Here is a 12,952-nt window from a genome sequence, read left to right as displayed (position 1 = left end):
TGCCATGCGCTGGGTCTGTATTCTGTTCCCGCAATTGGCGCTGGACGCGGTACTGCGTCAGCGCGCCGATCCTGACGAGCCACTGGCGCTGCTGACCGGTCCGGCCCAGCGTCGGGTGTTGCAGGCGGTCAACGGGCCGGCGCGAGCGCTGGGGCTGCGTCCCGGCCAGTCCATGAGCGCCGCCCAGGCCTTGAGCAAAGGCTTTGCCACGGCCGAGTACGACGTCGCCGAGATCGAACACTGGCAGCAGTTTCTGGCCGCCTGGGCCTACCGCTTCAGTGCCCAGGTCAGCGTGCATTACCCGCGGGCGCTGGTGTTTGAAATCGAGTCCAGCCTGGGCCTGTTCGGCGCCTGGCCGCAATTGGAGGCGCGCTTGCGCAGCGAACTCGGCGAGCTGGGCTTTCGTCACCGCATTGTCGCCGCGCCCAACCCGGTGGCGGCGCGGATGCTGGCCAATGCCTATGACGGTCTGGTGGTGCCCGACGATCACGCCTTGCAGCATTACCTCGGACAATTGCCCGTGGACCGTATCGGCCTGGAACCCGGCGTTGCCACGGCGTTGTCGCGCATGGGGCTGCGCACCTTGAGCCAGGTGCAGGCGTTGCCCCGGCAGAGTCTGGCCCGGCGTTTCGAGGCCCGGGTGCTCAAGCATCTGGACGACTTGTTCGGGTTGCGGCGGCTGGCGCTGGCGTTCTATCTGCCGCCGGATCGTTTCGATGTGCGCATCGAACTCAACTTCGATGTGCAATCCCATCAGGCCCTGCTGTTTCCATTGCGCCGCTTGACCGGTGATCTCTCGGCGTTCCTGTGTGGCCGGGACAGCGGTGTGCAGCGCTTCGACCTGCACCTGGAGCATGCAGGGTTGCCGGACACGCTGATCAAGGTCGGCCTGCTCAGTGCCGAGCGCGATCCGGCGATGCTCTTTGAGCTGGCCCGGGGGCGGCTGGAACAGGTTCAGGTCGAGGCACCGGTGCGCGGGTTTCGCCTGCGCGCCGAAGACTTGCCGGCCTTCGTGCCCCAGTGTCAGGAGCTGTTCGACGACCGCCCGCAGCAGTCCTTGCCCTGGGAGCAACTGCGCGAACGTCTGCGCGCACGGCTGGGGGACGAGGCCGTGCATGGCCTGCGCTTTCAGGCCGATCACCGCCCCGAGTGCGCATGGCAGGCCAGTGCCGACAGTCAGCCCTGTACGGGATTGCCTACCGTGAAACGACCGGGCTGGCTGCTGACCGAACCGCTGGCGGTGCATGAAGGCTCGACATGCATCCTCATGGGACCGGAGCGCATCGAATCCGGTTGGTGGGACGGCGACGACGTGCGCCGCGATTATTACCTGATCGAAACCCGAGCCGGCCAACAAGGCTGGGCCTGGCGCGCGGTTGGCGAAAACGGCCCGTTGTGGTTGCAGGGTTGGTTCGCATGAGCGTCGGATACGCCGAACTGCACTGCCTGTCGAATTTCAGTTTCCAGCGCGGTGCCTCCAGTGCCCTTGAACTGTTTCAACGGGCAAAAAAACAGGGCTACCAGGCGCTGGCGATCACTGACGAATGCACCCTGGCCGGGATCGTTCGTGCCTGGCAAGCGGCGAAGTCCGTCGAGCTGCCGCTGATCATCGGCAGCGAAATGCGCATCGAGAACGGCCCGAAACTGGTGCTGCTGGTGGAGAATCTCGAGGGGTATCAGAGCCTGTGCCGACTGATCACCCGGGCCCGTCGCCGCACGCAGAAAGGCCAGTATCAGATCCTGCGCGATGACTTCAGCGAACCCTTGCCGGGGCTGCTGGCGTTGTGGGGGCCGGACGCGGTGGATGACGTCGGGCAGGGCCGCTGGCTGAAACAGGTGTTCGCCGAACGCCTGTGGCTGGCGGTGCAGCTGCATCGTGGTCAGGACGACAGCCGGCGCCTGAACGATCTGCTGACCCTGGCCAGGGAACTGGGCATCCCCGCCGTGGCCAGCGGCGATGTGCACATGCACGCTCGCGGTCGCCGCGCCTTGCAGGACACCATGACCGCGATCCGTCATCACCTGCCGGTGGCCGATGCCGGGTTGCGCCTGCACCCCAACGGCGAACGGCACCTGCGCAGTCTCGAGATCCTGCGTGAGCTTTATCCACCCGCCTTGCTCGACGAAACGCTGGCCATCGCCCGGCGCTGCACGTTCGACCTCGGCCAGTTGCGTTATCAGTATCCGCGGGAGCTGGTGCCTGAGGGGCACACGGCCAGCTCCTGGCTGCGCGAGTTGACCGAGCGTGGCATTCGCCAGCGATGGCCCGCCGGTGCGAGCGAGAAGGTGCGCGGGCTGATCGACAAGGAACTGGGGCTGATCGCCGAGCTGGGGTATGAAAGCTATTTCCTGACCGTTCAGGACGTCGTGGCATTCGCCAGGCGCGAGAAAATCCTCTGTCAGGGCCGGGGCTCGGCGGCCAATTCGGCGGTGTGCTTCGCCTTGGGCATCACCGAGATCGATCCGGACCGGATGAACATGTTGTTCGAGCGTTTTCTGTCCAGGGAACGCGACGAACCGCCGGATATCGATGTGGACTTTGAGCACGAGCGCCGCGAAGAAGTCTTGCAGTACGTGTTCCAGCGCTATGGCCGGGCACGCGCGGCGCTGACCGCCGTGGTCAGTACGTATCATGCCGCTGGCGCGGTGCGTGATGTGGCCAAGGCGCTGGGGTTGCCGCCGGATCAGATCAATGCCCTGGCCGATTGCTGCGGTCACTGGAGCGATGAAACCCCACCCGTGGAGCGCTTGCTGGAGGGTGGTTTCGACCCCGAGAGCCCGGTGCTGCGACGCGTACTGAGCCTCACCGGGCAACTGATCGGCTTCCCCCGGCACTTGTCCCAGCACCCCGGTGGCTTCGTGATTTCCGAGCACCCGCTGGACACGCTGGTGCCGGTGGAAAACGCCGCCATGGCCGAGCGCACCATCATTCAATGGGACAAGGACGATCTGGACGCGGTCGGCTTGCTCAAGGTCGATATCCTCGCGTTGGGCATGCTCAGTGCCATTCGCCGTTGCTTCGATCTGTTGCGCCGTCATCGCGATCTGGATTTGAGCCTGGCGACGATCCCCTCCGAAGACTCGCAAACCTACGACATGATTGGCCGCGCCGACACCATCGGCGTGTTCCAGATCGAGTCACGGGCGCAGATGTCGATGCTGCCCAGGCTCAAGCCACGCAAGTTCTATGACCTGGTGATCGAGGTGGCCATCGTTCGTCCGGGGCCGATTCAGGGCGGCATGGTGCATCCGTACCTGCGACGGCGAAACAAGGAGGAGCCAGAGAGCTATCCGTCGCCAGAGCTCAAGGTGGTACTGGAAAGAACCCTTGGCGTACCGCTGTTCCAGGAACAGGTGATGCAGATCGCCATCGTCGCCGCTGACTACAGCCCCGGCGAGGCCGATCAGTTGCGCCGCTCGATGGCGGCCTGGAAACGTCACGGCGGGCTCGAACCGCACAAGGACCGACTGGCCGCGGGTATGAAAAAAAACGGCTACAGCGCCGAATTCGCCGCGCAGATCTTCGAACAGATCAAGGGCTTTGGCAGCTACGGTTTTCCCGAGTCCCACGCCGCCAGTTTCGCCTTGCTGACCTACGCCAGTTGCTGGCTGAAATGCCATGAGCCGGCGGCGTTCGCCTGTGCGCTGATCAACAGTTGGCCCATGGGTTTCTACAGTCCGGACCAGATTCTGCAGGACGCACGGCGCCATCATTTGCAGATTCGCCCGGTGGACGTGCGGGCCAGCGACTGGGATTGCAGCCTGGAACCGATCACCGGCGCCCAACCGGCGATTCGCATGGGCTTGCGAATGATCAAGGGCTTTCGCGAGGACGATGCCCGACGTATCGAAACGGCGCGATCCAGAGGCGCCTTTGCCGACATCGCCGACCTTGGCGAACGGGCGCAACTGGACGCCCGTGCCCAGGAGCAACTGGCCGATGCCGGTGCGTTGCGAGGCTTGGCGGGTGACCGCCATCGGGCGCGCTGGGAAGTGGCGGGGGTGGAGAAACAGCTCGGGCTGTTTGCCGGTTTGCCCCGTCAGGAGGAGGGCCCGGTGGCGCTACCCAGACCCACGGTCGGCGAAGACCTGCGCGCCGATTACGCCAGTGTCGGCACCACCCTCGGACCCCATCCGCTGGCCTTGCTACGCGCTGAATTGAAAGCCCGGCGTTGCCGCAGTTCGAAGGAACTGCTGGAGGTCGAGCATGGGCGACCGGTGAGCGTTGCCGGACTGGTGACCGGTCGACAACGGCCAGGCACCGCCAGCGGCGTGACCTTCGTCACCCTGGAAGACGAGTTCGGCAACGTCAACGTCGTGGTCTGGCGCGACCTGGCCGACCGGCAACGCAAGGTGCTGGTCGGCTCGCAGTTGCTCAGGGTCGACGGGCGCTGGGAAAAAGAGGGCGAGGTGCGGCACCTGATCGCCGGACGCTTGAGTGACCTCAGTCCACTGCTCGACGGCATCACCGTGCGCAGCCGGGATTTCCACTGAACCCCCATCTTCTGTAGGAGCGAGCTCTGCTCGCGATGGAGGTCAACGATGACGCTGGCAGCCTGACACCCCGCGGCGCCCTGTCGTCCATCGCGAGCAGAGCTCGCTCCTACAGGTCTATGCGCAGCAGGTTATTTGGCGATGGGCCAAAACCGCTCCCCACCGCCCGGCGCCTCCGTCCAGGCCTGCAACGAGCGGGTTGGCAAGTCGAAATAATCCCGTGTACGCGCATAACCATGGCCACCCATGCGGCCGATGGCATCAAGCCCCAATTGATCGATGTACAGGGTGTTCGGATCGATCAATTCGTCCCGCACATGGGCCATCAGCACTTCGCCAAAAATGATCTCCCGCGACTGGCCGATGGACAGCGCCATCATCCGTCGGCATTCCAGCGCCACCGGGGCTTCGCCGATGCGCGGGCATTTGACCGTGGTGCCGGGGATGGCGGTGAGGCCGGCGGCGGTCAGTTCATCGATACCGGGCGCAAAGGGCACGGCGCAGACGTTCATGGCCTCCACCAGGGCATCGCTGACGATGTTGACGGTGAATTCCTGGTTGAGCTGGATATTGCGCGTGGTGTCTTTCGGGCTCTGGTCGCCATAGTTTTCCACGCCCAGCGCCAGGATCGGCGGGTCGGCCGACAGCGCATTGAAGAAGCTGAACGGCGCGGCGTTGACGCGACCTTCACCGTCGACGGTGGTGACAAGTGCAATCGGGCGTGGCATCACGCTGCCGATCAGAATCTTGTATTTGTCCCGTGGGCTCAGTTGGCTGAAGTCGAAGCTTTGCATAGGCAGCGTTCTCTAAAGAAGGGGATCACTGGCGCACAATGGCGCCTGTGCGCTGTAGTCGTCGGCGAACGGAATGGCCGGTCGGAACAGGCTTTTCCAGTCCGGTTGACCGAAGGCCCGATCGCTGTGACTGCGCATCAGTTTTTCGAATTGTCGTTGGGCCTGGCGTTGCAGGGCGGGGTAGTCGATGCCCTTGACCTGACCGTCTTGCATCACACAGCGACCGTCGATCCAACTGGCGATGCAATCGTCACCGCGACCGGCCAGCACCAGGTTTTTCAGCGGATCGAACAGCGGCCCCAGGTGCAGGCCACGCAGGTTGAACACGGTGATGTCGGCCTTGGCCCCCGGCGCCAGACGCCCAAGGTCATCGCGGCCCAGGGCCTTGGCGCCGCCGAGGGTGGCGGCGTTGTACAGATCGAGCGTACTGGTCAGCGAGTTACCGCCTTCCATCAATCGCGCGACGTTCAGGCCCTGGCGCATGTTGTCCAGTAAATCCGCCGGCCAGGTGTCGGTGCCCAGGGCGAAGTTGATGCCCTTGGCCTGATAACGACCGAACGAGACCAGCGCCTCGCCATCCCGGGCAAACACCACCGGGCAATGCACCAGGCTGGCGCCGCCGTCCACCACCCGTTGCAAGTCATCGTCGCCGTGGGTGTAAATGCCGTGGGGCAACAGGCTGCGCGGGGTCAGCAGGTCGAGTTGCTGCAACCAGCCCAACGGTGAGGCGCCGCGCAGGTGTTCGACCATCGCCACTTCGCCGAGCCCTTGGCAACAGTGCAAACGCATCGGTGCATTCAGCTCGCGGCTCAGCGCTGCCGTACGTTGCAACAATGCGGGTGTACAAGTCTGGATGCGATCCGGCAGCAGCGCACCGCGAATCAGGCCGCCGTTGGCGCCGTCGAAATCCCGGAAAAAACGCTCGGCCGCATCGAGTCCGGCCAGGCCCCGGGCTTCGTCCCAGTGGTGGGCCAGCGTGCCGTCGGCCTGCCAGTAACTCATGCCGCTCATGTAGCAGGGGCCGAGGTAGGTGCGCAGTCCCAGCTCGGCGGCGGCGCCGGCCACCGCGGCAAATTCATCGTAGTTTTCCGCCCACTCGCGGTAATACATCGAGGTGATCGGCATGGCGGTGGTGATGCCGTTACGGATCAACTGAGTGAAGGCGTAGCGGTACTTGAAGACCTCTTCGTCCGGGCTGTAACTCTCCCGTGGACCGCGCGCCAGATACTCGGCGGACCACATACGGCCCATGTCGCGCTCGTCGCCGTTGTCCAGGGTCAGCACCGTGGAGTCGAGATCGCCCAGGGCATCGAGATCAATGAAGCCGGGGCCGATCAGCGCGTTGCCGTAGTCGATCCATTGATCCACCGGCCCCGGATAATCGCGTCCGACGAAGACAATGCGCGAGCCTTCGAAGACCACTTCGCCATTGCGCCACAGCACATGCTGCGTGCCGTCGAAACCGACCACGCAGCTGGCTCGCAAGCCGATGCGCTTCACAAACGACTGTCCAGCAAGCAGCCACCCGAAGCAATCAATTGCCCGCCGCGATACACCTGACGCACCGGTCGCGACACCACGGCTTCACCCAGGGTCTGCACCGGCATCAGCAAAAAGTCCGCTGGCCGACCGATCTCCACGCCATAGCCTTCGATACCCAGCGCCTGGGCACCATTCACGGTCGCCGCATCGAACGCCGCCGCCAGTTCTTCGTCCTTGTTCAAGTCGAAACGGAAGGCCAGCAACATCGCCCGCTCCAGCATGTCGCCATTGCCCATCGGTGACCACGCGTCACGAATGCCGTCCGAACCCAGGCAGACATTCACCCCGGTTTCGCGCAAGGCGAGGAATGGCGGCACCGCGCAATCGGCTGGCGCCGAACTCATCAACGAAATCCCCAATACGGCCAGGCGTTCGGCGACGGGTTTGACCTGGCTCCACGGCAGCATGCCCAGGCAATACGCGTGACTGATCATGACGCGATTTTGAAGCCCGAAGCGCTCGGTGTAGTCGGCGATCAATTTGATCTGCCAGAGACCCAGTTCACCCTTGTCGTGCAGATGAATGTCGACGCCACGGTCGAACTCGCGGGCCAGGTTGAATACGAAGTCCAATTGCGCGATGGGGTCGTTGTCGATGCCGCAGGGGTCGAGACCACCGACGTTTTCCACGCCCAGGGCCATGGCTTCGCGCATCAGCTCGGCAGTGCCGGGGCGGCTGATCAGGCCGGTTTGCGGGAAGACCACCAGTTGCAGGTCGATCAGGTCGCGGTATTTTTCACGCAGTTGCTGCATGGCCTGGACATGACGCAGGCCGAATTCGGGATCGATGTCGACGTGGCAGCGCAGGGTCAGCGAGCCACGGGCGATGCAGTTTTCCAGGAGGGCGCCGGCGCGTTGAGCGATGGGGGCTTCGACTTCGCGCAGCACACGGCGCTCGTTGGCAATGTAGTCCTTGAGCGTCGGGCCGGCGCTGTTCGGGCGCCAGGGTTGGCCGTACAGGGTTTTGTCCAGGTGCACGTGGCTTTCGACCAGGGCAGCGGTGAGCAGTTGGTTGTGGCCGTCGATGTCGGTGGCGAGCAGTTCAGTGGTCGAAGCCGGGCGACGTTGGGTGAACCGGCCATTGTCGATCAGCAGGTCCTCGGCGGGGGCGCCGTAGGGGCGCACGTTGCGTAGCCAGCGGGGTTGGGTCATTGCTTACCTCAAATTCTGTGTTGTGTGGGAGGGCCTCTTCGCGAGCAAGCTTTGCTCCCACAGGTTTTACGCAATACCTGTAGGAGCAATGCTTGCTCGCGATGGCCGCGACTCGGTTTCGGATCAGCCCTTGAGCTTCGCCCAGATCCGGTCCTGCAGTTCCCGCGCCTTGTTGCTGCATTCCTTTTCAGGGCGCAGGCGCGAGGCGAATTCGTCGGGCATGTTGATGGCGTCCATCACCCGCCATTTGGCGTCGATCAGCTTGTCGCTCTGGATGCCGTTGGCATAGGCGATGGCGTTGGACACGGCGGCGGCGTTTTCCGGTTTCATCATCCAGTCGATGAAGATTTTCGCGTTGCCGGGGTGCGGTGCGCTTTTCGGTACGGCGAAGTTGTCCTGGAACATCGCCAGGCCTTCTTTCGGGTACACGTACTTGATGGTGCTCTTCTGCAAGGTGGCCCGGGCGGTGGAGCCGTTCCAGTTCTGCATCATGATCACTTCACCGGAGGCCATGCGGTCGACGGTGTTGTCCGAGCTGTACATCTTCAGGAACGGTTTCTGTTTTTGCAGCAGTTCGAGGATGCGCTTGGCGTCCTGCGGGTTTTCGCTGCATTCGTCGACATTCAGGTAGTGGCTGGCGGCATTGATCACGCTGCTGGAGGTGTCGAGGGCAGCGAGCTGGCCTTGCAATTCCTTGCGCGGCTCGAAGAATTCTTTCCACGAGTCATCCAGTTTGCCGCCGGGTACCCGGGCACTGTCATAGGAGAACCCGGTGGTGCCCCACAGGTACGGCGCCGAGAACTTGCGGCCGGGGTCGAAGCTCGGGTCGCGGAACGCCGGTTTCACGTACTGGAAGTTGGGCAGGGTCGGTGTGTCGATTTCCAGCAGCAGGTTCTGGTTGATCAACGTGCGCATGATCGACTGCGACGGCACGATCACGTCATAGGCGGCGCCACCGGCCTGCAACTTGGCCAGCAGGGTTTCGTTGCTGTCGTAGCCGTCCATGGTGACCTTGATCCCGGTCTCCTTTTCGAACTTGGCCAGCAGGTCCACCGGGTAGTAGTCGGTCCAGTTGTAGAAGAACAGTTCCTTGGGCTCGGCGGCCTGGGCACTGAAGGCGGTGAAGCAACTCAGGGCCAGGCTGGCAACGGCGAAACGCAGACTTTTTGTTTTCATGTTTGAAGCGCTCCAGGGTTTATTGGTTTTTGCCGCGCTGTCCCAGCCAGAAGGCCAGCACCACCAGCACAATGGAAATCACCAGCATCAGGGTCGAGATCGCGTTGATCTCCGGCGTCACGCCGGCCTTGATCGCCGAGAAGATGTACACCGGCAAGGTCGTGGAACCGGGACCGGCCACGAAGAACGTCATGATGAAATCGTCGAGGCTGACCACGAATGCCAGCACCGAACCGGACAGCACCGCCGGCCACAGCAGCGGCAGCGTCACCCGGCGGAACACCTGCCACGGATTGGCATACAGATCGTTCGCCGCTTCCAGCAGGCTTTTGTCCAGGTCATTGAGCCGCGCGCGGATCGGCAGGTAGGCAAAAGGAATGCAGAAGCCGACGTGCGCAACGATCACCGTCAGCAAACCGAGCTTGATGCCCAACGCCATGAACAGCAGCAGGGTGGCGACGGCGGTGACGATCTCCGGCAGGATCAGCGGCAGGTTGATCCCGCCCTCGACCATCTTCTGCCCGTAGAACGGCCGGTAGGTCGCCAGCGCCGCCAGCAGCGCAATCGCTGTAGCGCAAACCGTGGCAATACTGGCGACGATGATCGAGTTCAGCGCCGCGGTCTGAATTGAAGGGTTGGCCAGAATCCGCCCATACCAATCGAGCGAAAACTCGGTCCATACCGTCGCCGAGCGGTTGGCGTTGAAGCTGTAGGCGATCAGCACAAAAATCGGCAGGTACAGATAGGCCAGCATCAACAGACTGACTTCACGGGTCAGGGGCAGTTTTTTCAGGTGCAGGGCGATCATGCTTGGGCTCCCCGACGCAGGGTCTTGGCGGCATTGCGGCTATAGAGGGCGTACAGCACCAGGGACAGCAACATGATGCCCAGCAGCAGGAACGACAGTGAACTGCCCAGCGGCCAGTTGCGCGCGGTGCCGAACTGTTGCTGGATCAGGTTGCCGATCATCAGGGTCTTGCCACCGCCGAGAATCGCCGGGGTGATGAACGCACCGAGGCTCGGCACGAACACCAGCAGCGAGCCGGCAATCACCCCCGGCATCGACAACGGCAGGATGATCCGCCGCAAGGCGTGCCAGCGATTGGCGCCCAGGTCATAGGCGGCTTCCACCAAGCGCCAGTCGAGTTTTTCCAGGGTTGAATAGATCGGCAAAATCATGAACGGCAGAAAGCTGTAGACCAGCCCGACGCTGACCGCGAAGTCGTTATAGAGCAGGGTGATGCCGCCGACGCTGGGGAACAGCGCGTTGAGGCTCTGGGCGACCCAGCCCTGTTCGCGCAGGATGATCAGCCAGGCGTAGTTGCGGATCAGCAGGTTGGTCCAGAACGGGATGGTGATCAGCAACACCATCAGGTTGCGCCGGCGCGGTGTCAGACTCGACATCCACAGCGCCACCGGAAAGCCGAACAGGAAACACAACACTGTGGTGCCGCCGGCCTGGAACACCGAGCGGATCAGCGCCTGGGCGTAGACCCAATTGAGCTCAAGCTCACCGTCGAAGCCTTCCTGGAAAAACAGCTGCACATAGCTTTGCAATTGCCAGTTGGCCTGCCAGTCGACGCCGCCATAGACGTTGCGCGGCAACAGGCTGATGTAGCCCATGATGCCCAGCGGAATGGCGATCAGGGCCAGCAGGGTCAATACCACCGGGCTGAGCAACAGCGCGCGGTTGAGGGCGGGAGAAGTGCTGCTGACGCTCATCTCAGGCCTCCATCAGCAGGCAGGCGTGGGGCGGCAGGTTGACCGCCACGCGATCGCCGACCCCGCGGTTGCGGTTCAGGCCTTCGTTGTTCTCGCGCAGCATGACCTTGATGTCGTTGTTCAGGCGGCACTGGTAAAGCGTCGCGGTGCCGACGTACAGCACGGCTTCGATCACCCCGCGCAGGTGATGCGGTTGCGCCGGGTCCACCAGTTGCGAACGCTCCGGGCGGAAGGCCAGTTGCACCTTGCCGTCGATGCCTTGGGGCGGGCAAGGGATTTCCACCGGCATGCCGCTGGGTACGAACAGGTTCTCGTTGTGCTGGCCGCGCTTGAGGTGGCCGGGCAGGAAGTTGATGTCACCGATGAACTGGGCGACAAACTGGTGCTGCGGCCGTTCGTAGATGTCGTTGGGGGTACCGATCTGCAGGATCTTGCCGGCGGACATCACGGCAATGCGATCGGACAGGGTCAGGGCTTCTTCCTGATCGTGGGTGACGAAAATGAAGGTGATCCCGGCTTCTTTCTGCACGCGCTTGAGTTCGACCTGCATTTCCTTGCGCAACTTGAGGTCCAGCGCCGACAGCGGTTCGTCGAGCAACAGTACTTTCGGTTTTGGCGCCAGGGCCCGCGCCAGAGCCACCCGTTGCTGCTGGCCACCGGACAGTTCCGCCGGTTTGCGCTTGGCCAGGTGCTGCATCTGCACCAGCGCCAGCATTTCATCGACCCGCTGCGGGATCTGCTTGCGATCAAGACCCTGCATCTCGAGGCCGAAGGCGATATTCTGCGCAACACTCATGTGCGGAAACAGCGCGTAACTCTGGAACACCGTGTTGACCCGGCGCTTGAAGGGCGGCAGGTCGTTGACCGGCTCGCCGGCCAGGCGGATTTCACCGTCGCTGACATGCTCGAAGCCGGCGATGGTGCGCAGCAGGGTGGTTTTGCCACAGCCGGAGGGGCCGAGCAGGGTGAAGAACTCGTTGTCGGCAATGTCGACCGAGACGTTGTCCAGGGCTGGAGCCAGTCCTGGATCGTCGGAATACCGCTTGGAGACGTTACGCACTTCGATTGCAACTGGATGACCCATAATGGTGCATTCCTCTAATTATTGTATGCAAAATCTGGATGCAATTTAGAAATACCCGGATTAACCTGCTCTTGCAACCCCCTTTTCAAGGCTGTTCATTCGCCTTGAGTCGGTCGCATAGCGCTGAAGGAGTCTTCGAATGGCGGAAAAGAAATTGGAAACAACGGTCGATCGCGTCTACCAAGGGGTTTACGAAGCGATCAGCAAGCGCACCCTGCGGCCCGGCATGAAACTCGGTGAGGCTTCGCTGGCTGAACTTTTCAATGTCAGCCGCACGTCGGTTCGTGCCGCCCTCAAACAGTTGGAAGCCGATGGCCTGGTCACCACCGAGCCCAATAAAGGGGCGTCGGTGTCGTTGCCCAGTGACGAAGAAATCCGTTCGCTGTTCGAAACCCGGCGCCTGGTCGAGATCGGCATCGTCAGCGAGTTGTGCCGGCGTCGCGACACCGCCGTCACCCGGGATCTGCGCGATCATTTATTGCTGGAGGACGAAGCGCACCAGAGCGGCGACCATGAGCGACTGATTCATCTGCTCGGCGAGTTCCACATCAAACTCGCCCGCAGCCTGAACAATCCGGTGTTGCTCGACTGGTTCCAGAAGCTGATTTCCCGCGCCTCGCTATATGCTGCCGCGCTGGATGACGACAGCCACGAAGCCTGTCGCGACGACGAGCATTTGCGCTTGATCGAGTACATCGAGGCGGGTAACCAGAGTGCGGCGATCGAGTTGACCTGCATGCACTTGAATGGCATTGAGAAAGCGATTCTCGACGTGGCCGCCACCTTGAAAACCAGCTACAACCCGCTCAAGCATTTGATAGAGGTGTAGCCACCAATCCTGAATCCAAAACTACAACCTGTGGAAGCGGGCTTGCCCGCGATGAGGGCCTGACAGTCAACATCTTTATCGGCTGTTACACCGCTATCGCGGGCAAGCCCGCTCCCACAGGGATCTCTGGTTGCCCCACGAGAATCAGCTATACCTCTAT

Annotated in this window: 10 protein-coding genes; 3 read left to right on the top strand and 7 right to left on the bottom strand. The window is 62.7% G+C overall.

Annotation, left to right across the window (positions count from 1 at the left end; translation table 11 throughout):
* Nucleotides 1-4: 4 nt before the first annotated feature.
* Both GPL81_RS13410 and GPL81_RS13405 read left to right on the top strand, forming a co-directional pair.
* Nucleotides 5-1,420 carry a Y-family DNA polymerase gene (locus tag GPL81_RS13410; protein ID WP_160107097.1) on the top strand — a complete coding sequence of 472 codons (1,416 nt, stop codon included), beginning with the start codon at nt 5-7 and terminating at the stop codon, nt 1,418-1,420.
* Entirely contained in the window at nt 1,396-4,494 is a 3,099-nt protein-coding gene (locus GPL81_RS13405) for an error-prone DNA polymerase (protein ID WP_218585646.1), read from the top strand. Before GPL81_RS13410 ends, GPL81_RS13405 begins: the two co-directional genes overlap by 25 nt.
* Nucleotides 4,495-4,625: 131 nt before the next feature.
* On the opposite strand, the gene GPL81_RS13400 is transcribed toward GPL81_RS13405, so the two are convergent.
* From GPL81_RS13400 to GPL81_RS13370, 7 genes are all read right to left on the bottom strand, one after another.
* Complete coding sequence (locus tag GPL81_RS13400) at nt 4,626-5,288, bottom strand: flavin reductase family protein (RefSeq protein ID WP_160107095.1); 663 nt, start codon at nt 5,286-5,288, stop codon at nt 4,626-4,628.
* Between the two features lie 12 nt (nt 5,289-5,300).
* On the bottom strand, nt 5,301-6,788 hold the full coding sequence (locus GPL81_RS13395; protein ID WP_160107094.1) for an amidohydrolase family protein: 1,488 nt from the start codon (nt 6,786-6,788) through the stop codon (nt 5,301-5,303).
* Nucleotides 6,785-7,981 carry an amidohydrolase family protein gene (locus tag GPL81_RS13390; protein ID WP_160107093.1) on the bottom strand — a complete coding sequence of 399 codons (1,197 nt, stop codon included), beginning with the start codon at nt 7,979-7,981 and terminating at the stop codon, nt 6,785-6,787. Before GPL81_RS13390 ends, GPL81_RS13395 begins: the two co-directional genes overlap by 4 nt.
* A 123-nt stretch (nt 7,982-8,104) precedes the next feature.
* The gene (locus GPL81_RS13385) at nt 8,105-9,157 is read right to left on the bottom strand and encodes an extracellular solute-binding protein (protein WP_096512000.1); all 1,053 of its coding nucleotides are present in this window, start codon (nt 9,155-9,157) and stop codon (nt 8,105-8,107) included.
* Between the two features lie 19 nt (nt 9,158-9,176).
* Nucleotides 9,177-9,965 carry an ABC transporter permease gene (locus GPL81_RS13380; RefSeq protein ID WP_096511999.1) on the bottom strand — a complete coding sequence of 263 codons (789 nt, stop codon included), beginning with the start codon at nt 9,963-9,965 and terminating at the stop codon, nt 9,177-9,179.
* Nucleotides 9,962-10,879 carry an ABC transporter permease gene (locus tag GPL81_RS13375; protein WP_160107092.1) on the bottom strand — a complete coding sequence of 306 codons (918 nt, stop codon included), beginning with the start codon at nt 10,877-10,879 and terminating at the stop codon, nt 9,962-9,964. The genes GPL81_RS13380 and GPL81_RS13375 overlap by 4 nt, the downstream gene beginning before the upstream one ends.
* Before the next feature lies 1 nt (nt 10,880).
* Nucleotides 10,881-11,963 (bottom strand): ABC transporter ATP-binding protein, encoded by a 1,083-nt coding sequence (locus GPL81_RS13370; protein WP_160107091.1) that lies wholly within the window; start codon nt 11,961-11,963, stop codon nt 10,881-10,883.
* A gap of 139 nt (nt 11,964-12,102) precedes the next feature.
* Here GPL81_RS13370 and GPL81_RS13365 point away from each other — a divergent pair, with 139 nt between their 5' ends.
* On the top strand, nt 12,103-12,792 hold the full coding sequence (locus GPL81_RS13365) for a GntR family transcriptional regulator (protein ID WP_160107090.1): 690 nt from the start codon (nt 12,103-12,105) through the stop codon (nt 12,790-12,792).
* Nucleotides 12,793-12,952 lie beyond the last annotated feature (160 nt).

Source organism: Pseudomonas izuensis (assembly GCF_009861505.1).
In the GTDB taxonomy this organism is placed as follows: Bacteria; Pseudomonadota; Gammaproteobacteria; order Pseudomonadales; family Pseudomonadaceae; genus Aquipseudomonas; species Aquipseudomonas izuensis.
This window is presented reverse-complemented; position numbering and strand designations above follow the sequence as displayed.